Below are 20201 nucleotides of genomic sequence, written 5' to 3'. Positions count from 1 at the left end.
CGGCACCCCTGAAAGGGCGCCGGGCCTTCCCGCGCAACACAGAACGTCAGACGTCGAGCTCCGCCAAAGCCTGCTTGGCGGCCTCGAGCTCGGCCTCGAGCTGCGCGACCTTCGCGGCCTGCGCGTCCCGGGCCTGGTTGATGACCTCGTCGATCGGGCCGGACAGGTCGGAGTGCAGCTCCTTCGCCGCGCGCGAGACGGCGGCGGCCGGGATCTCCAGGCCCTTCGCGACCCACTTGCTGCCGTTCTTCAGCTCGGCCTGCCACTCACCGTCGGCCGTGCCGGTGACGGTGAGGATCAGCTCCACCGTGCGGGTCTTCTTCGCCGCCGACGCGGCAGTGGCCTTCGGGCGCCCGCGCTTCGGCTTCGGCGCCTCCTCGGCCGGCTTCTCGTCAGCCGAAGCCGAAGCCGAGTCAGAGGCCTCGGCCGAGTCCGCAGCCGGCTCCGGTGAAGTCGAGGACGTGGGCTCGGTGACTGCCGAGGCGTCCGCGGCCTGCGGCGCTGACGCCGTCACCGCTTCGGCCGCAGTGTCCTCGTCGTGCGTCAAGGCTTCCACGGTCATACGTGTCGTCTCCTTGCCCGGATCTGGGGTGGGTACAGCGGCACATCTTAGAACATGCGTTCGATGGCCGCCATTCGGGGTAATCATGCCGGAAGGGGCGCCCCGGCCGGGTGCGCCCCTCCCTGACCGCGAAGAACCTACTCCTCCTTGCCCGACTGCAGGCCGGTGGAGATGAGGTCCATCACCGACGAGTCGGCCAGCGTGGTGACGTCGCCGATCTGGCGGTTCTCCGCGACGTCGCGGAGCAGGCGCCGCATGATCTTGCCCGAGCGCGTTTTCGGCAGCTCCGGCACCACCATGATCTGCCGCGGCTTCGCGATCGGGCCGATCTCCTTGGCCACGTGGTTGCGCAGGGCCTGGATCGCCTCCTCGCCACCGTCCACCGCGTTGCCGCGCAGGATCACGAAAGCCACGATGCCCTGCCCGGTCGTCGCGTCGGACGCGCCGACCACGGCCGCCTCGGCCACCGTCGGGTGCGAGACCAGCGCGGACTCGACCTCGGTGGTCGAGATGCGGTGGCCGGACACGTTCATCACGTCGTCGACGCGGCCGAGCAGCCAGATGTCACCGTCGGCGTCGTACTTGGCGCCGTCGCCGGCGAAGTAGAAGCCCTGGTCGGCGAAGCGCGACCAGTACGTCTCCTGGTAACGCTCGTTGTCGCCCCAGATGCCGCGCAGCATCGACGGCCACGGCTGGTCCAGCACCAGGTACCCGCCGCCGCCCTTGCCGACCTCCTGGGCCTGGTCGTCGACGACCTTCGCGGAGATGCCCGGCAGCGCCCGCTGCGCCGAGCCCGGCTTCGTGGACGTGACGCCCGGCAGCGGCGAGATCATGATCGCGCCGGTCTCGGTCTGCCACCAGGTGTCGACGATCGGCGCCTTGTTCGCGCCGATGGTCTCGCGGTACCACATCCACGCCTCGGGGTTGATCGGCTCGCCGACCGAGCCCAGCACGCGCAGCGACGACAGGTCGTACTTGGCCGGGATCTCCGCGCCCCACTTCATGAACGTGCGGATCAGCGTCGGCGCGGTGTAGTAGATGGAGACCTTGTACTTCTGGATGATCTCCCAGTGCCGGCCCTCGTGCGGGGTGTTCGGCGTGCCCTCGTAGACGACCTGCGTGACGCGGTTCGCGAGCGGGCCGTAGACGATGTAGCTGTGCCCGGTGATCCAGCCGATGTCGGCGGTGCACCAGTAGACGTCCTCGCCCGGCTTGTGGTCGAACACGTTGTGGTGCGTGTAGGCCGTCTGCGTGAGGTAGCCGCCTGAGGTGTGCAGGATGCCCTTCGGCCGCCCGGTGGTGCCCGAGGTGTAGAGAATGAACAGCGGGTGCTCGGCGTCGAACGCTTCGGGCGTGTGCTCGGCGGACTGGCCGTCCACGAGTTCGTGCCACCACAGGTCGCGCCCGTCGGTCCACGGCACCTCGCCCGCGAGGTCGCCGCCGGTGCGGCGGACCACGAGGACCTTCTCCACGGTGTCGGCGCCTTCGAGCGCTTCGTCGACGTTCGCCTTCATCGGCGCGGCCTTGCCGCGGCGGTACTGGCCGTCGGAGGTGATCACGATCTTCGCCGCGGCGTCGTCGACCCGGGCCCGCAGCGCGGTCGGGGAGAAGCCGCCGAAGACCACGCTGTGCAGCGCGCCGATGCGGGCGCAGGCGAGCATCGCGAAGATGGCCTCGGGGATCATCTGCAGCTGGATCGCGACGACGTCGCCGGCGTTCACGCCCAGTGACGTCAGCGCGTTCGCGGCTTTGGACACCTCGTCCTGCAGCTGCGCGTAGGTGATGTCGCGGGTGTCGCCGGGCTCGCCGACCCAGTGGATCGCGACCTGCTCGCCGTGGCCGGCCTCGACGTGGCGGTCGACACAGTTGTACGCGACGTTCAGCTTCCCGCCGACGAACCACTTCGCGAACGGGGCATTGGTCCAGTCCAATACCTGGGACCACTTCGTGTCCCACGTCAGCCGCTCAGCCTGCTCGGCCCAGAACTGCTCCCGGTCGGCGTCCGCTTTCGCGTACAGCTCGGCCTTGGCGTTGGCCTGAGCAGCGAATTCGTCGCTCGGGGGGAACGTGCGGCTTTCGTTGAGCAGATTGTCCAACGCTGGGGACTGCTCGGTCATGGTGCAAGGCCTCCTGTAGTGCGAACCCGCGGCTCACGGCACGCTAGCGACGTTAGTCCGCCCAGGACAAGGTTGCAGCAGCGTTGCTTGTGAGTGTTTATGACGGTTCTAACCGTCATAAACACTCACAAGCCGTTCAGCCGAGCCGGGCCAGCAGCCGGGCGCGGGCCCCGGGCCATTCGGCGTCCGTCATCGAATACAGCACCGTGTCGCGCGACGTGCCGTCCGGACGGACGCGGTGCGCCCGCAGCAGGCCCTCGCGCAGCGCGCCGAGCCGTTCGATGGCGCGCTGCGAACGGAGGTTCCGGCTGTCCGTCTCCCACGCGACGCGCTGGGCGCCGAGCGTCTCGAAAGCGTTGCGCAGCAACAGGAACTTCGCCTCGGTGTTGAGCGCGGTCCGTTGCCACGCCGGCCCGAGCCAGGTGTGCCCGATCGACAGGATCCGGTGTTGCGCCACGATTTGGTAGTACGACGTGGAGCCCGCGACTCGGCCGGAAGCGACGTCGACCTGGGCCCACGCGTGCCGGCCCGGCTCGGCCAGCGCGGTCTCGACCATCAGCTCCGCCGCTGCCAGGTCTTCGGGCATACGCTGGCTCATCCAGGACCAGATGGCGGGATCCTGAGCGGCCTCGAACAGGCCCTTCGCGTGTTCCGGCGCCAGCGGCTCGAGGCGCACGTGGCTGCCGGACAGGGTCGGGTGCTCGCTCCAGTCGCTCATACGCTCACGCTACGACGTCAAGTGGCATTCCGTGATATCCATTTTCAGATCATTTCAACAGTCCACTTCGCTGATGCTTATGCTCGCGGAAACGATCGAGCGAGAGGGCGGGGAGCATGGCCGAAGCGCGGGAAGAGCTCACCTGGGAGTTGTTCGGCTCGGCCAGCAGGGAGCTGGCCGAGGAGGTGGCCGCGGACGGGTTCGCGCCCGACCTCATCCTCTCCATCGCGCGCGGCGGCCTCTTCGTCGCGGGTGCGCTCGGCTACGCGCTGGACGTGAAGAACCTGCACGTGATGAACGTCGAGTTCTACACCGGCATCGACCAGCGCCTCGACCTGCCGGTGATGCTGCCGCCGGTGCCCAACGTCGTGGACCTCACCCGCAAGAAGGTGCTCATCACCGACGACGTGGCCGACACCGGCGCCACGCTCAAGCTGGTCCGCGACTTCTGCGCCGACCATGTGGCCGACGTCCGGTGCGCGGTGATCTACGAGAAGCCGACCTCGACGGTGAAGGCCGAATACGTGTGGCGCAAGACCGACCGGTGGATCAACTTCCCGTGGTCGGTGCTGCCGCCCGTGGTCAAGCGCGAAGGCCAGGTGCTCGACGCATGAACGACCCGCTGAAGCCGTTGCTGGCGCTCGAAGGCGTCGCGGCGGCGGCGAAGTCCGCGCAGGACGCGGTGTTCGCCGTCCACAGGCTGCCCGCGAACCTGCGTGGCGGCGCGGAGACGGCGGCCGAGGCGTCGGTCCGGGCGGCGCGCGCGTCGGCCGGCATCGACGGCGCGAACCCCGAGCTGCCCGCCGACGGCGCGGTGACGGACCCGCTGCTGGCCGGCTCCCTGCGCGTCGCCGAGTCGCTGGAGCCGTTGCTGCCGACGTGGCGGCGCGCGCCGTTGCAGGCGCTGGCCCGGCTGCACGTCCTCGCGGCTTCGGACCTCGTCGACGACCCGGACGCGCTGGGCCGCCCGCGCACCGGCGGCTCACGGCTGGAGCTGCTGGCCCAGCTGGTCACCGGTGCGACGACGGTGCCCGGCCCGGTCCTCACGGCCGTGGTGCACGGGGAACTGCTTGCGCTGCAGCCATTCGGCACCGCGGACGGGGTGGTCGCCCGCGCGGCGGCCCGGCTGTCGATGATCGCGACCGGCCTCGACCCGAAGGCGCTGACCGTGCCCGAGGTGGCGTTCTTCCGGCGGGTGCCGAAGTACGTCGAGCTGGCCGCCGGGTTCGCCACCGGCACCCCGGACGGCGTGCGCGCCTGGCTGCTGTTCTGCTGCGAGGCCTTCGAAACCGGGGCCAATGAGGCCCGCAGCATCTCCTCGGCGGCCGGGTAGCTAAGACTTGACCGGTTCCGGGGCGGTGTTCAGCCGCGCGGACCACTTCTCCTCGATCCGGCCGAACCGCCAGACCGCCAGCGCCAGCAGCCAGGTCACCACGAACAGGCCGATGATGGCGAAGCCGACGTAGTCCAGGTTCACCGCGGCGATCGCGGCGAGCGGGCCGTGGGTGATGTCGAGCTTGTCCGCCAGGATCGAGACCAGCTCGATGGTCCCGATCACCAGCGCGACGGCCACGGACAGCGCCGTCACGGTGATGTTGTAGTAGATCTTGCGGATCGGCCGGGCGAACGCCCAGCCGTAGGCGAAGTTCATGAACACCCCGTCGGCGGCGTCGAACAGGCTCATCCCGGCGGCGAACAGGATCGGCAGCACCAGGATCGCGTACCAGGGCAGCGCGAACGCCGCCGCGCCCGCCGCGAGCACGAGCAGCCCGATCTCGGTGGCGGTGTCGAAGCCGAGCCCGAACAGCACGCCCACGGGGTAGATGTGCCACGGCTTGCGCACGGCCTTCGTCGCGCCGCGCAGCAGGCGGTTCATGAAGCCGCGGTTGTCGAGTTGGCGCTCCAGCGCGGCTTCGTCCAGCTCGCCGCGGCGCATCTTCGCGAAGACGCGGATGATCCCGACCAGCACCACCAGGTTCATGATCGCGATGAGGTAAAGGAAAACGCCCGAGACGGACGTGCCGATCAGGCCCGTCGTCTCGTGCAGCGTCGACGAGTCGTCCTCCAGTTGCCCCGCGAGCGCGCGTACGCCCAGCGATAGCAGCAGGCACAGCGCGAACACGATCGTCGAGTGCCCGAGCGAGAACCAGAACCCGACCGACAGCGGGCGCTGGCCGTCGGACATCAGCTTGCGGGTGGTGTTGTCGATGGCGGCGATGTGGTCGGCGTCGAACGCGTGCCGCATGCCGAGCGTGAACGCCGTGACGCCGAGCCCGATCCCGAACGCGCCGGACGCCCCGAGCGCGTAGTGCCGCGGCGCGATGACCAGCACAAGCAGACCCCAGCCGACGAGGTTCAGCAGCAGGACGACCCCGGCCATCCCGGCGATCGACGCCCATTCCGACCGGGACAGGCCCGGCCGTGCGCCGGTGTTCGACTCGTCCATCGCCGCTCACACCTCTCGCCGACAACACCTGAGAGGTTAGGCAGGTGAACAGATGAACCGCAATAGGCCGCGGCCCCGTCCCAACGCCGTCAAGGCCCCCTTGCCCGCGCCAGGACCTTGAGGTCGATGCCCTGAAGGCCACCATGAGGGACGTTTATGCCCTCAAGGTGGCCTTCAGAGGATCCACGACTCGGGCAAATATTCAGAAATAGGACAAATATCGCCTGTATTCGTCCACAGTAGACAGTTCGAGCGGCGGTCCGGGACCGCTCATGCTCCTGACATTGGCGTCAAGGCCCCCTTGCCCGCGCCAGGACGCGGTTAAGGCCTCCTTACCGGCGTCAGACGCGGGTAAGGAGGCCTTAACAGCACCAACGCGTTGCCCCCGCGCGTGCCTGGTTCGGGTATCGGTCAGCCGGCTCGCAGCCGGAGCGTGTCCAGTGCCTTGCGGACGTGTCCGCTGTTGGCGTCCAGCGCCTCGGCGGCGCGGCTGACGTCGCAGCCCGACAGCAGGTGCACCAGCGCGGTCTTGAGGTCGCCGCCCGCCTCGGTCAGCGCGTCCGAGCAGTCGGCCATGGTCATGCCCGTGGCCTCCTGCAGGATGCGGATCGTGCGGCCGCGCAGCTTCGCGTTGGTGGCGCGCATGCTGACCATCAGGTTCGAATAGGTCTTCCCCAGCTTGATCATCGTCGCCGTGGAGAAGGCGGTGAGGATCAGCTTCTGCGCCGTGCCCGCCTTCATCCGCGTGGAGCCCGCGATCACCTCGGCGCCGGTGGCCACGGCGATCAGCACGTCGACCCCGGCCGGCTTGGCCGCGCTCGGGTTGGCCGAGACCAGCCCGGTGTGCGCCCCGGCGCGGCTGGACGCCTCGAGCGCGCCCAGCACGAACGGCGTGCGCCCGGACGCCGCCAGCCCCAGCACGAAGTCGCCGGGGCGGACGACCGCGGACAGCTCGGCCGCACCCGCCTCGTCGTCGTCCTCCGCGTTCTCCACGGCCTGGCGCAGCGCCTTCTCGCCGCCCGCGTGGTGCGCGACGAACCAGTCCGGCGGCACGTTGAACGTCGGCACCAGCTCGGCCGCGTCCAGCGTGGCCAGCCGGCCGGACGTGCCGGCCCCGACGTAGTGCACCCGCCCGCCGCCGTGCAGGGCTTCCACCGCGTAGTCCACCGCGCGCGCCAGCTGCGGCAGCACCGCGGCCACCGCGTCGGGCACCCGGCGGTCCTCGGCGTTGATGGCGCCGAGGATCCCCATCGTGGACATCAGGTCGATGTCCGTCGTGCGGGGGTTCCGTTGTTCGGTCGGCGAATCGACGTGCACCGCCTGGCAGGGGACGGACATCATGCGCCTCACTTCTCGGTTCACTTACCGGTTTCCCGCGGACGGCGGCGACCGTCGGGCCTGACCCCGAGCCGGTGCGAGCCGACCGCGTCCCTCGTCGCGTCCAGCGCGCTGACCGAGGCGTCCATGTGCCGCTGGGCGACACCGATGAACAGGCAGTCGATGACGGTGAGCTGCGCGATCCGGCTCGCCGTGGCCCCGGAGCGGAACGTGGTCTCGCGCGCCGCCGTGGTCAGCACGTAGTCGGCGACCTCGGTGATCGGGGAGCGCGGGAAGTTCGTCACCGCGACGGTGACGGCGCCGTGCTCGCGCGCGACCCGCAGGGCCTCGACGGTGTCGGTGGTCGCGCCCGTGTGCGAGACGCCGATCGCGACGTCGCCGGGGCTCAGCACCGCGGCCGAGGTCAGCATGATGTGCGTGTCGGACCACGAGAAGCAGACGCGGCCGATGCGGTGCAGCTTCTGCTGCAGGTCGGCGGCGACGAAGGCGCTCGCGCCCACGCCGTACACGTCCACGCGGCCGGCGTTCGCGACGATGTCGATCACGTGCTGCATGGTCGCCACGTCGAGCTGCTCGGCGGTCTCCTCGACCGCGCGCGCGTCCGCGAAGCTGACCTTGCCGATCACGGCCGCCAGGTCGTCCTCCGGGCCGATCTCGCCGCCGAGGTTGCGCGTGGTGCGCGCCTCGGTGCGGGCGGTGTCCGCGGCGAGCGCGATGCGCAGCTGCGGGTAGCCGCCGACGCCGACGGCCTTGCAGAAGCGCGTCACCGTGGTCTCGCTCGTGCTGGCGGACAGCGCGACCTCGGTGATGCTGCGTCTGGCCACCGAGGCCGGGTTCTCCAGCACGACCTTCGCCACTCGTTGCTCGGCCCGCGCCAGACCTGGCAGCAGCGACCGGATGCGGACCAGCGGGCTCGAGTCCGCGTCACGCACAGTCGTCTGAGCTGCGATGTGCTCGGACGGTGCCGCGATGATTACAGATTCGGCATCGTCCACCGTCGGAAAGTTACTAACCGTTGGCATTTGCGACAAGGCTACCCACATCCTTCGGCAGGATCGCAACCCGTCCGTGTCTGCGGACTTCGATTTGCGATTAATCGTTGTCCAGAAAGTCGCTAACCAGGTCGAGGTTGTTAACGAGGTCAAGCTAACGACTTGGCAACTTAGTGTCGCTGCATCAGGGTGGGCGCCCCGCTGAGCGGGCCGCGGTGGTGGGCTCCTGGTGACCGGCCGGTCACCGACCGGTCAAAACCCAGCCGGAAGCGGTCAGCGCCGACGGATTCCGCTCACCATCCAGTACCGTCCGGCCGCGTTCGGTGACTTTCACACCGTCGAGCGAAACTCCTCGGCCGGTGTAGTTCGGATCGGTGCTGTAACGCCAGCGCAGAGTTGTAACGCCCGTCGCCGGCACGTCCGCCGTGACTCGCCACCAGGCGCGGTGCCCGTGTCCGGAGAGCGATGTCACATCGCCGTCCGGTGCGCCCGGCCCGGTGGCCCGGAGCTTGACTGGTTGCCAGGTAACCCCGTCGGTGGTCGATTCCAGCTGTAATGGATCACTGGGCCCCTCGGTGTCCACGAAGGCAGAGAAGGACACATGTAGCGGCCCGCCGGCTCGCGGCGTCAGAGGCTGTGTACTGAGCGTTGCCGTGCTGCTGTTGCCGAGGCCCGCGTACCACGCGTCGCGGCCTTCGACGGGTTTCACGGCCATGGCCTTCGCCAGCGACGTCGCCCAGACCTGGCGCGCGGTGTTGATGGAGCCCCAGTTGCGCGTCGGGTGCACGCGGTTGGTGAGCAGCAGCGCGAACGAGCGGGACTCGGGGTCGATCACGAGCGTCGTCCCGGTGAAGCCGGTGTGGCCCGCGGTGACCGGCGAGGAGAGCGCGCCCATGTACCAGGGCTGGTCCAGCTCGAAGCCGAGGCCGTGGGAGTCGTCGGGGAACTTCTGGTTGTAGTTCGTCAGCATCTTCTCGACCGTGTCCGGCCGGAGGATGCGGTGGCCGCGGTAGGCGCCGCCGTTGAGGACGGCCTGGCTGAGCACGGCCATGTCGCTCGCCGTGGAGAACACGCCCGCGTGGCCGGCGACGCCGCCGAGCGACCACGCGTTCTCGTCGTGCACCTGGCCGCGAACCAGGCCGCGCGGCGGGTTCGACTCGTACTCGGTGGCGGCGATCCGGTCCAGCTTCGACGCGGGCGGGTTGTACCCCGTGTCGACCATGCCCAGCGGCGCCGTGATCCGGTCGTGGACCACCTTGTCCAGCGTTTCGCCGGTGAGCTTCTCGACCAGGAAGCCGAGGTTGAGCATGTTCAGGTCGGAGTAGAGGTAGGTGGTGCCCGGCGCGTTCTTCAGCGGGCTGTCCAGCACGGCCTTGCGGCGCGACGGGATGTCGGGGTAGCCCTGCCACAGCGACGGCACGGGGTCGGCGTCGAAGCCGGACGTGTGCGTCAGCAGCTGTTCGACGGTCACCGTCCCCTTGCCGTTCACCGCGAACTCCGGCAGGTAGCGCGCGACCGGCGCGTTGACGTCCACCTTGCCCTGCTCGATCAGCTGCAGCGCGGCAATCGAGGTGAACAGCTTCGAGATCGACGCCATGTCGAAGATCGTGTTGTCGCGCATCGGGACCTGCTGGTCCGGCGGCAGTTCGGTGCCGTTCACGTCGGCGTAGCGCAGGGCCCCGCCGACGGCGTACCGGTCCACGACCACGCCGTCGTGCGCGAGCAGGCCGACGGCGCCGGAGAAGTGCGGGTGCCCGCTCGCGTCCGGCTTGGTCCAGTCCGACAGGAACTGCTCGGCGTCGCGGATCGGCTGGTCGGTGAGGCCGACGTCGGACGGCCGTCCCTCGCGCAGCGTCGTGGTGGGCGCGGCGAACCCCTGCCTCGGCCGGTCGAAGCGGCCGGCCAGCGGGTCGTGGCGATCGGTGGTGGTGATGGCGGCGGCTCCTGCGCTGGTCAGCGTGGCGGCGGCGACCAGGGCGCCGAGGGTCGCGACGAGCACTTTCCTAGCACGCATGGCGGTCTCCTCAGCGGTAGATCAGGTAGCGACGGCGGGTCCGGTCGAACTCGGCCAGCTCGGCGCGCCAGGCGCCGGTGATCTCCTCGACGCCCGCGCCGGCGTCGACCATGGTCCGCAGCCGGTCGGAGCCGGACAGCTTGTCGATGGCGAGGTCGGGCCGCCAGCCGAACTGCTTCGGCGCGACCTGCTTGGCCGTGACGAACATCGTCACGGCGGTGCGGATCGCGTCGAACGACCGCGGGTCGGTGACCGTGAGCTGGACGCCGCCGCAGGTCTCGTTCACGAACTTGCCGAACGTGGGCACGAAGTAGGTCTCGCGGAAGGCGGCGCCGGGCAGGTGCTGCTGTTCGAGCGTGTCGCGCCAGCGCCAGTCGAGGCCGGGGGCGCCGACGATCTCGAACGGGCGCGTGGTGCCGCGGCCCTCGGTGAACAGCGTGCCTTCGAACATCCCGGTGCCGGGGTAGACGAGCGCGGTGTCCGGCGTCGGCATGTTCGGGCTCGGCATGACCCAGCGCTGGCCCGTGCCGGCGAAGAACGTCTCGCGTCGCCACCCGCGCACCTGGACGATTTCGAGGTGGTCGAGCCGGACGCCCTCGCTGGGCAGGAACTCGGCGGCGAAGAAGCGGGCCAGCTCGCCGACAGTCATCCCGTGCTGCTGCGCGATCGGCTTGAGGCCGACGCCGGAGGCGAACTTCGGGTCGAGCACCGGGCCGGCCAGCCGTCCGCCGATCGGGTTCGGCCGGTCCAGCACGACAAAGGCCGCGCCGACCTTCGCCGCCGCGACCATGGCGGTGTAGAGCGACCAGATATAGGTGTAGAAGCGCGCGCCGACGTCGGCGATGTCGAAGACGACGGTGTCGAGCCCGGCCTTGGTGAACAGCGTCGCGAGCTTCGCGGGGTTGGCGCCGTACGCGTCGTACACCGGGATGCCCGTACGCGGGTCGGTGTAGTCGCCTTCGGAGCCGCCGGCCTGCGCGCTGCCGCGGAAGCCGTGCTCGGGCCCGAAGGCCGCCACGGGACGCACGCCCGCGGCGACCATCGAGTCGACGATGTGGTCGCCGTTCGCCAGCACGCCGGTCGGGTTGGACAGCACGCCGAGCTTGCGTCCGGCGAGTGGTCGCCAGCCTTGCGCGGCGAGCTGCTCGGCGCCGGTGAGGACACGTGCGTCCTGTGCCTGTGCCTGTGCCTGCGGTTGCGCTTGGGCGACGGCCGATCCGCCCGCGAGGACGGGCACGGCGAGCGCCGGGACGGCCAGGAAGCGCCTGCGGTTGATGGTCACCAGGTCAGCCCGTGTCCGAAGGGGTACTTGACGGTCTGCACGTCGGCGCCCGCCGGGACGTCCACGGGCAGCTTCCCGGTCGGCTTCGTCTCGCCGAGGACCACCTTGGCGAGCGCCTCCAGTGACGGCCCGATGTAGCCGTAGGTGGCGAGCCAGGTCGGCACCGGGTTGGCGTAACCGGCGTCGTACGGGATCTGCGCGGCGACCGCGACCACGGGCTTGCCGGTGTCCATCAGCGCCTGCAACAGCTTGTTCTGCAAGGGAAAACCGCCGAGGTTGTTGGTCAGCACCACAACCAGGTCGGCGCTCTTCGCGGCCGTGGCGGCCTGGGTGACGAGGTCGTCGGACGGCGTCTGGCCGGTCTGCAGCACCGAGGCCTTGGTGCCGTGCGCGGTCAGCTTGTCGGCGAGCGTCTGCGTGCTGGCGACGCCCCAGCCGGTGACGAGCGCGGTCGCGGGCTTCTGCTTGAGCGGCAGCACGCCGGCGTCGTTGGCGATCGCGGTGACGGAGCGGTCCGCGATGCCCTGCGCGGTGGCCAGGTGGGCGGGCGTGCCGACCTTCCGCGGGACCTGCGCCGGGTTGGTGAACGGCGCGTAGAGGATCCCGCGCTTGAGCTTCAGCTTGAGCACGCGCAGCACGCTCTGGTCGATCCGCTGCATCGGCAGGTCACCGGACTTCACGGCGGCCAGCACGGCGTTGATCGCGACGTCCAGGTGCACCGGCATCAGCAGCTGGTCGATGCCCGCCTTCAGCGCGAGGACGGGGATCTCGGCGTCGCTGTGCAGCTCGCGGACGCCCTGCATCTCCAGCGAGTCGGTGATGACCACGCCGTTGTAGCCCAGCTCGTTCCGGAGCTTCCCGGTGATGATCGGCTTCGACAGCGTCGCGGGCTCGCCGGACGGGTCGAGGCTCGGGAACTGGATGTGCGCGCTCATGATCGAGTCGATGCCCGCGGCGATGGCGGCCTTGAACGGCGGCACGTCGATCGCGCGCCACTGCTCCTCGGTGCGGTCGATGCGCGGCAGGCCGGTGTGGCTGTCGGTGGCGGCGTCGCCGTGGCCGGGGAAGTGCTTCGCGGTGGACGACACGGTGGCCGACGGTAGGCCCGACTCCTGGTAGCCCTTCACCTCGGCGGTCACGAACTGGCTCGCCAGGCCCGGCTGCCCGGCGAACGAGCGGACGCCGATCACCGGGTTGGCCGGATTGGAGTTGACGTCGGAGTCGGGCGCGAAGTCCTGGTTGATGCCGACCGCGCGCAGCTCGTGCCCGATGATCGTGGCGGCCTGGTTCGCGCTGTCGGTGCTGCGCCCGGCGGCGATCGCCATCGAGTTGGGGAACTCGGTGGCCGGCGCGCCCATCCGGGTGACGGTGCCGCCCTCCTGGTCGGTGCCGATCTGCAGCGGGATGTGCGCGCCGCTGGTCACGGCGGCCTGCTGGAGTCCGTTGGAGAGCTTCGCGACCTGCGTGGGGCTGTCGAAGTTGTCGCGGCTGTCGTTGTTGAAGTAGATGACCCCGCCGAGGTGGTACTTCGCGACCGCCTGCGCGGCTGTGTCGACGCCGAAGTCAGCCTGGTTCTTGGGGTTGACCTCGTCGGCGGACTTGCCGTTGACCCAGGTGACGAACAGCTGGCCGACCTTCTCCTCGAGGCTCAGCCCCCGCAGAGCCTGGTTCGCGGCGGCGTCGAGCTGGGCGTCGGCGCTCATCGGCTGCTGCCGCGCGGGGGTCGTGCCGGACGCGGCGCCGACACCGCCGAGCGCGAGCAGGCCGGCGAGGGGTACGGCGAGCGCATAGATCCTCCGCGGGCGCGAGCGCGCGAGTCGGGTCGTCACGATGGGGCCTCCCAGTGTCGTGCGCCCAGGGTGGTCAGAAGTCCACTCGGAGGCGCCGGTATCGGGAAGCTACTCACCGGATTCGGCGTTGTCCATCGGCCGAGCGCAGGAACTACCGCGCTGATCAGGGGATCTTTCCGGCTTCGCTGGGCCGCCGGCGGTACTGGCGGCGCTGGGCGCTTGCCAGAAACCTTCCCAGGGTCACTGGGAGCGACGTCGCGGCTTTGGCCGGAAGCCTTTCCCGGGCCGTGGCGGCTTGGCTGGAAACTGCCCAGGCCCCGGCGGCTTGGCTGCAGGCTTCCCGAGCCCTGGCAGCTCGGCTGGAATCTTTCCCGAGGTGCTGAGGTGACGTCGGCGGCTCTGGCCGGAACACTTCCGGGCCTTGGCGGCTTGGCTGGAAACCTCTCCCGAGGTGCCGGGCAACGTCGCAGCTCTGGCTGGATGCCGTTCCCGGGCCCTGGCGGCTTGGTTGGAACTCCCCAGGCCCCGGCGGCTTGGCTGCAGGCTCCCTGGCGCCAGCAGCTTGGCTGGAAACCTTTCCCGGGTCACTGCGGCGACCTCAGCGGCTTTGGCGGACCCCTTCCCGGAGCGACCGGCGGCGTTGCCGGAAACGTCGGCGGCTCTACCCGGAGGCACGGTTTTACCCGGAAACACTGGCGGCGCCCGTCGGCCGATGGCCAACGGGCGCCGCCTGCAAGCGCGGAACATCTCGGGCGACCAAGCGTGCAACTCTGGTCGTACCTTCATGGACTCGGCGTCCGGCGTCCCGGTACGCAGTCCCTAGACGACGAGCCTCCCGCGGCGTGCTGCGCGTGGGTACCCGGAGTCCGCGCACGGAGGTTGACCGGGGTGACCGAGGCTTCTCTTCTACCTCTGTCCTGGCCGGCTCAACGTCCGCACCTTCTTTCTACGCCGTGAGCCCGGTCACTTCAAGTGCGCGTACGGGTGCACCGGTACAGAGGCTCGATCTAGTGACACGGGCACCCTGCGCGACGGATAATCGTTGGCTGCACAAGGAAAACTACCGTCCGGTACCGCCGAGCGGGTGCTCACGCCTGCGGGCCCCGGGACCGGCGGCGACGGCTCAGGCTGTACCAGGTCGCGCCGGCCGCGACGGCGCCCACGCCGAGGGCCACCATTCCGGCCGAGCGCGCCGGGATCCGGCTGCGCAGCGACATCGGGCGCTCGAACGCGAGGATCGGCCAGCCGCGCTCGCCGGCCTCCCGGCGCAGCAGCTTGTCGGGGTTCACCGCGTGCGGGTGCCCGACGACCTCCAGCAGCGGGACGTCGGTGCTCGAGTCGGTGTAGGCGTAGCACTCGGCGAGGTCGTACCCGTACGTCGCGGCTTGCTGCTTCGCGGCGAGGGCTTTGTTGTCGCCGTAGCAGTAGAAGTCGACTTGCCCGGTGTATCGCCCGTCGGCGATCTGCATACGCGTGGCGACGCAGCGCGTGGCGCCGAGCATTGCCGCGACGGGCGCCGCCACCTCCTCACCGGTGGCCGACAGGACCACCACGTCATGACCGTCGGCGAGGTGGCGCCCGATGAGCTCGGCGGCCTCGACGTACACCAGCGGGTCGACGACGTCGTGCAGCGTCTCCCGCACGATCGCGGAAACCTGGGCGACGTCCCACCCCGCGCAGAGCGCGGAGACCTCGGCGCGCATCCGCTCGGTCTTGTCCGCGTCGGCGCCCGCGAGCGAGAAGACGAGTTGCGCGTACGCGCTCCGCAATGCGGCGCGACGGTTGATGAGCCCTTCTCTGAGTAATGGTTTGCTGAACGCCAGCGCGCTGGAAGAAGCGATGATCGTCTTGTCGAGATCGAAGAACGCCGCGACGGCGCGCGGGGGTTCTTGGGGGCTGGATTCGCGCGGTGGGGCGCTGCTGGGTTCGGCCACGTGATCAGGATAGGAGAACGGACCGACAGGATCTCGCGTTGATCGAACACCGGCGCGCCTGCCCGGTGCGAAAATCCATGACAGGACAGTACTTCCGGCTTCGGATGCCGTTACCGAATCGTAGGTGTCGCCTGGCAGGCCAACCAGTGCCCGGCAGAGCTACAGTGGAGGAGCCCGGTGCTGAACCGGGCCAGGTTCAGTCCGACCCCCCGGGGCTGAACCCCTGGCGGCCCTCGTCCCTCCCCCCTGGCGAGGGCCGCCCTCTATTCCGCTCCGGTTTCCGTTCTCCCGGTTCCGCTCACGCTGGTTTTTCGTCCTGCCTGGCTTTTCGACTCGGTTTCGACCCGGCCTGGTTTCTGCCTCGACTGGGTTAGCGTGCCTGGTTGGCACGGCCGGGTTGCTGCCCTGCTCGGGTTGACACGCGACCGGATCGCCGCCCTGCTCCGGTTAGTGTGCTCGGGGTGCTGTCCTGCTTGGGTTGGCGTGCCCGGACCGCTGTCCCGCCAGCGCTCTTAGCCCCGGTTTCGGCCTCACCCAGCCAAGTTTCCTGTCTTGCCCAGCCTTGTTTGCTTCGTCGCCTGCGTTCACCGGCCTTGGCTACCGCCCCGTCAGTGTCCTTTGGCCCCGGTTTCTGCCTGCCCAGCCCGCGTCGTTGCCCGGCTCCGTCGCCCGCCCGGTCAAGTCGGGGTCGTTGCCCAGCCCAGGTCATTGCCCTGCCCCCAGTCATTGCCCAGCCCTGCCCAGCCCATTGCTCGGCTCCGGCCATTGCCCTACCCTGCACTGGTCATCGCCTGGCCCCGTCATTGCCTTGCCTGGCCTCGGCCATTGCCCTGCATCGGTTTCCGGCCCCGAGTTCCGCCCTGCCCCCGGTTTCCGCCTTGCCGAAATTAACTGCCCTGCCCGGGTTTCCGCCCCGACTCGGCCCTGCCTGAGTTTCCGCCCTCCCCGGGTTTCGGCCTCCGGTTTCCGCTCCCAGCGGTCATTTCAGGCTCCCCCGAGGCCACTTTCCAGCGTCCATGTGATTTTTCCGCTGTATCAGCGGAAGCCCGGGACGTTTTCCGCCACCGCCGTGTCCACACCGGAATTACCGCGCCCCCCGGGCGAATTCTGCCGCATTCCCCCGACAGTTCGGCGTTCTGGATCGATTTGGCCGCGTGGGTTGTCCACAGGACCCCGGTTGTCCACAGGCCGGGCCGGAGGGCATTGCGGCGGGTCCGTCCGTCCGGCGACGGTGGTGGTCCGGCCCACTACTCCCGGGGAGGGACCATGGCCACGGAACGTCCGCTCGTCGTCGCCACTGATGAGACGGTGCTCGACGAGATCCTGCGTGTGGCCGCGGTCGCGGGCTGCGAGCTCGACCGCGAGCCCGACCTGCTGGCGGCCCGCGGCCGCTGGACTCGCGCGCCACTCGTGGTGCTGGACGAGGAGGCCGCGGCCGTCCGCGTCGGCCTGCCCCGCCGGGCCGGCGTGCTGCTGGTGTGCAAGGGCACGCCGGGTGAGGAGACGTGGCGCCGCGCGTTCGCCGTCGGCGCCGACCAGGTCCTCTGCCTGCCCGACGACGAGGCGGACCTGATCGTCGCCTTCGCCGACGTGGTCGACGGCCCGGCCGGCCCGCCGGGCCCGGTGATCGCCGTGGTCGGCGGTCGCGGCGGCGCGGGCGCCTCGGTGCTGGCTGCCGCCGTCGCACTCGAGGCCGCCCGCTCGTCGCCGGCCCTCCTGGTCGACTGCGACCCCCTCGGCGGTGGCGTGGACTTGCTGCTTGGCCTGGAGAAGGAGGAGGGCCTCCGCTGGCCCGAGGTGCGCTTGTCAGGCCGCGTCTCGATCCCAAGGCTCGTCGAGGCCCTGCCGTCCCGCGATGCGCTTCCGGTGCTGTCCTGCGGCCGCGAGGGCCCGGGCCCCACACCGGACGCCTTGTCCGCCGTCGTGACCGCCGGCCGGCGCGCGGGGCGGACCGTGGTCTGCGACCTGTCCCGCTCCCTGGACGACGGCGCACTGGCCGTAAGCGCCGTCGCAGACCTGGTCGTGCTGATCGTCCCGCAGGAGTTCCGCGCCTGCATGGCGGCGAAGCAGGTCCTCCGCCGCCTCTCCGCCCACTCCGATCGCCTGTCGGTGGTCGCAAGTGGACGCTCGATCACCGGCGCATCCCCGTCGAGCACCGCCGCCCTCCTCGGCCCGCCCCTGCTGGCCACCCTCCCACCCGAACGCCGCCTGGCCGAGTCCCTGGAAAGCGGTGAGTTCACCCTCCACCCTCGAGGCCCCCTGACCACCACGGCCCGCGCGATCCTCGCCTCCGCCCAGGACCACGCCGCTCCCGCTCCACCGGGTTATGCCGCCGCATGAACGCCGGACGCGGATCGGCCATCGAGCCTCCGTCCAGCCCCGCCACTCACCCGCCCACGGCCCGTCCGTACGCCCACGTCCGCCAGTCCGTCCGCCCAGGCCACTCGCTCGCCCATGTCCGCCAGTCCGTCCGCCCACGCCACTCGCCCGCCCACGCCACTAACCCCACCAATACCGCCAACCTCGCCCACGCCACTAACCCCGCCCATTGCCACTAACTCCGCCCATGCCGCCAACCCCGCCCACTCCGCCGACCCGCCCGCGCCCCAGCCACTCGGCCTGGCGCCGCCCCCACCCCGCAGTCACCCCCTGACCTCCGGAGCCCGTCGATGTCCTCACCCGCCCCCGTTCCCCCTCTCCGGAACGCACCGGACTACCGCCACCCGTCGTCCACTTGCGACAGTCCCGCGGCGCCGGCCACCACCCACCCGAACCTCGGCCCCACCGCCGCCCGCCACCGATTCGCGGCCGTCGCATGACCACGGACTTCGTCGAGCGGGTCCGCCATCGGCTGGCGGGGGAGAGCCGTCCGGCCGATCCGGTGGCCGTCGCCGAGGCGGTGCGAGCGGAGGCCGGCGGCGCGCTCAGCCACGACGCCGTCCTGGACGCCGTTCGCCAGGCCCGCGACGAATTCGTCGGCGCGGGCCCGCTCGCACCGCTGCTCGAGGACCCGACCGTCACCGATGTCCTCGTCACCGCGCCCGACCAGGTCTGGTCCGACGGCCCCGAAGGCCTCACTCGCACGGCAGTCCGTTTCGCCGACGAGGAGGCTGTCCGCCGTCTCGCGCAGCGGCTCGCGCTCGCCGCGGGCCGCAGACTCGACGACGCCCAGCCGTACGTGGACGGCTGGCTCCCCGGCCCCGGCGGCCGCATCCGCGTCCACGCCGTCCTACCCCCGATCGCCGCGAACGGCACTTGCCTCTCCCTGCGCGTCCTCCGCCCCGCGACGCATGACCTCGATTCTCTCCGCGCTCTCGGTGTGTTCGACGCGTCCGGCGCCCGCATCCTGCGCTCCGTCCTTTCGCGACGGCTGGCCTTCCTCGTCACGGGCGGTACCGGCGCCGGCAAGACGACCCTCCTCGGCGCGCTCCTGGGCGCGGTGTCCCCGTCGGAGCGCATCGTCTGCGTTGAGGACGCGGGCGAGCTGCGCCCGGGGCACCCGCAGTTCGTCAGCCTGGTCGCCCGACCGGCCAATGTGGAGGGTGCCGGAGCCGTCGAGCTGCCCGAGCTGGTCCGCCAGGCGCTGCGTATGCGCCCGGACCGCCTGGTCGTCGGCGAGGTCCGCGGCGCGGAGGTCTGTTCGCTCCTGAACGCGCTCAACACCGGCCACGAAGGCGGCGCTTGCACCCTCCACGCCAATTCACCGGCCGAGGTCCCTGCCCGCCTCGAAGCGCTGGCCGCGCTCGGTGGGCTGGGCCGCGCGGCGCTGCACAGCCAGCTCGCCGCCGCCGTCCGCGTCGTCCTGCACATGCGCCGCGCCCCCGGTGGACGCCGCAAGCTGGCCGAGGTGGCCGTCCTCCGCCCCATCGACGGCGAGGTCCAGGTCGTTCCGGTCTGGCGCGCCGGCCGCTGGACGCTCGACCGTGCCCTCTTCCAAGAGGAGACGCCGTGATCACCGCATGGCCTCTGCTCTGTTTCGGCGTCGGGCTGCTCTGCTGGCCTGAGGTCCCGAGCCGCTTGCAACCGCCGTCCCGGTTCCGCCTCAACGCGCGTGCGCTGCCGGCGTTGGCTCGTCGCTGGCGTTGGCTGTTGCCGACGCTCGTCGCTCTCCCTCTCATCGGCCTGGGCGGTGCCGTCGCCACGGTTCTGGTCACCATCGCGTTCCGCCAAGAATGGTGCAGCAGAAGGGAAACAGCCCACGAACTGGCCCACGCGCAGCGAACGTCGACTGTCCTCCGCACGATGGTCGCGGAGCTACGCGCCGGCGCCCACCCCATCCACGCGGCCGAAGCGGCGGCCGACGCCGTCCCCGAGCTGTCCGGCGAACTGCGCAACCTCACGACCGCCGCCCGCCTCGACGGCGCCCTCGAGTCGACGGTGCTCCCAGAGCTGGCCACGGCCTGGACCCTCGCCCGCCGCCACGGCCTCCCGATGGCCGACATCCTGGACGCCACCCGCCGAGACGTAGACGCGACAACGACTTTCGCCCGCCGCCTGCACGCGAAAATGGCTGGCCCGCGCATGAGTGCCACCGTGCTCACCGGCCTGCCGCCGCTGTGCTTGCTCCTGGGCCAGGCAATCGGCGCCGACCCACTGAGGGTCCTGACCCGCACTCTCCTGGGCCAGGCATTGCTGATCACCGGCGCGGCCCTCCTGTGGGCTGGCACGGCTTGGTCCCGCACCCTCACCACCCGAACGGCTCCGCGATGACCGCCCCGGCCAGGTCACCCCGTGCCGCCGCGCCCGCGCACACCGCTGTCCTCACAACCGATGGAGACATCACCGCGGCGCACAGCCCGTCCCGCCACGGAGCCACCGCCGCGACGAACGGCCCACTGCACCGTCGAGCCACCGTCGGACTAGACAACCGCACCCGACGCGCCTTCGTGTCGGCCGCTCCTGCGCAACGAGCCGCCCCGATGCCAACCACCCGGGCTCACCGACAAGTCGCCGCCCACGCGGCCCACTCCACGCAACAGCAAGGTGCCGACGCGCTAGGCATCTCCGC

General features: G+C 70.6%; 15 protein-coding genes. 5 read left to right on the top strand and 10 right to left on the bottom strand.

What is annotated here, in order from left to right:
* Window positions 1-46: 46 nt before the first annotated feature.
* The 3 genes from OG943_RS33905 to OG943_RS33895 form a co-directional block, all read right to left on the bottom strand.
* Window positions 47-562, bottom strand: a complete 516-nt coding sequence (locus OG943_RS33905; RefSeq protein WP_328604999.1) for a DUF6319 family protein — start codon at window positions 560-562, stop codon at window positions 47-49.
* 137 nt (window positions 563-699) lie between these two features.
* Entirely contained in the window at window positions 700-2679 is a 1980-nt protein-coding gene (acs, locus tag OG943_RS33900) for an acetate--CoA ligase (protein WP_328604998.1), read from the bottom strand.
* A gap of 136 nt (window positions 2680-2815) precedes the next feature.
* Window positions 2816-3397 carry a GNAT family N-acetyltransferase gene (locus OG943_RS33895; protein WP_328604997.1) on the bottom strand — a complete coding sequence of 194 codons (582 nt, stop codon included), beginning with the start codon at window positions 3395-3397 and terminating at the stop codon, window positions 2816-2818.
* Window positions 3398-3513: 116 nt separating this feature from the next.
* Between OG943_RS33895 and OG943_RS33890 the strand changes: the two genes are divergently transcribed.
* Complete coding sequence (locus tag OG943_RS33890; RefSeq protein ID WP_328604996.1) at window positions 3514-4011, top strand: phosphoribosyltransferase; 498 nt, start codon at window positions 3514-3516, stop codon at window positions 4009-4011.
* Window positions 4008-4730 carry an oxidoreductase gene (locus OG943_RS33885; RefSeq protein WP_328604995.1) on the top strand — a complete coding sequence of 241 codons (723 nt, stop codon included), beginning with the start codon at window positions 4008-4010 and terminating at the stop codon, window positions 4728-4730. The genes OG943_RS33890 and OG943_RS33885 overlap by 4 nt, the downstream gene beginning before the upstream one ends.
* On the opposite strand, the gene OG943_RS33880 is transcribed toward OG943_RS33885, so the two are convergent.
* The 7 genes from OG943_RS33880 to OG943_RS33850 all read right to left on the bottom strand — a co-directional run bounded on the left by OG943_RS33880 (window position 4731) and on the right by OG943_RS33850 (window position 15193).
* Window positions 4731-5843, bottom strand: coding sequence for a HoxN/HupN/NixA family nickel/cobalt transporter (locus tag OG943_RS33880; RefSeq protein WP_328604994.1), 1113 nt, complete (start codon window positions 5841-5843; stop codon window positions 4731-4733). It lies immediately after the preceding gene.
* Between the two features lie 411 nt (window positions 5844-6254).
* On the bottom strand, window positions 6255-7184 hold the full coding sequence (gene murQ / locus OG943_RS33875) for an N-acetylmuramic acid 6-phosphate etherase (RefSeq protein ID WP_328604993.1): 930 nt from the start codon (window positions 7182-7184) through the stop codon (window positions 6255-6257).
* Window positions 7185-7201: 17 nt separating this feature from the next.
* On the bottom strand, window positions 7202-8113 hold the full coding sequence (locus OG943_RS33870; RefSeq protein WP_442874606.1) for a MurR/RpiR family transcriptional regulator: 912 nt from the start codon (window positions 8111-8113) through the stop codon (window positions 7202-7204).
* A gap of 301 nt (window positions 8114-8414) precedes the next feature.
* Entirely contained in the window at window positions 8415-10187 is a 1773-nt protein-coding gene (locus tag OG943_RS33865) for a serine hydrolase (RefSeq protein WP_328604991.1), read from the bottom strand.
* Between the two features lie 10 nt (window positions 10188-10197).
* Complete coding sequence (locus tag OG943_RS33860; RefSeq protein ID WP_328604990.1) at window positions 10198-11469, bottom strand: exo-beta-N-acetylmuramidase NamZ family protein; 1272 nt, start codon at window positions 11467-11469, stop codon at window positions 10198-10200.
* Window positions 11466-13298 carry a glycoside hydrolase family 3 protein gene (locus OG943_RS33855; RefSeq protein ID WP_328604989.1) on the bottom strand — a complete coding sequence of 611 codons (1833 nt, stop codon included), beginning with the start codon at window positions 13296-13298 and terminating at the stop codon, window positions 11466-11468. The genes OG943_RS33860 and OG943_RS33855 overlap by 4 nt, the downstream gene beginning before the upstream one ends.
* A 1049-nt stretch (window positions 13299-14347) precedes the next feature.
* On the bottom strand, window positions 14348-15193 hold the full coding sequence (locus OG943_RS33850) for an HAD family hydrolase (RefSeq protein ID WP_328604988.1): 846 nt from the start codon (window positions 15191-15193) through the stop codon (window positions 14348-14350).
* A gap of 1266 nt (window positions 15194-16459) precedes the next feature.
* On the opposite strand from OG943_RS33850, the gene ssd reads away from it, so the two are divergent.
* The 3 genes from ssd (at window position 16460) to OG943_RS33835 (ending at window position 19903) form a co-directional block, all read left to right on the top strand.
* A complete protein-coding gene (gene ssd / locus OG943_RS33845) occupies window positions 16460-17533 on the top strand; it encodes a septum site-determining protein Ssd (protein ID WP_328604987.1) in 1074 nt (357 codons plus the stop codon).
* 475 nt (window positions 17534-18008) lie between these two features.
* On the top strand, window positions 18009-19145 hold the full coding sequence (locus OG943_RS33840; RefSeq protein WP_328604986.1) for a TadA family conjugal transfer-associated ATPase: 1137 nt from the start codon (window positions 18009-18011) through the stop codon (window positions 19143-19145).
* On the top strand, window positions 19142-19903 hold the full coding sequence (locus OG943_RS33835) for a type II secretion system F family protein (RefSeq protein WP_328604985.1): 762 nt from the start codon (window positions 19142-19144) through the stop codon (window positions 19901-19903). Before OG943_RS33840 ends, OG943_RS33835 begins: the two co-directional genes overlap by 4 nt.
* Window positions 19904-20201 lie beyond the last annotated feature (298 nt).

Source organism: Amycolatopsis sp. NBC_00345 (assembly GCF_036116635.1).
Classification (GTDB): Bacteria; Actinomycetota; Actinomycetes; order Mycobacteriales; family Pseudonocardiaceae; genus Amycolatopsis.
This window is presented reverse-complemented; position numbering and strand designations above follow the sequence as displayed.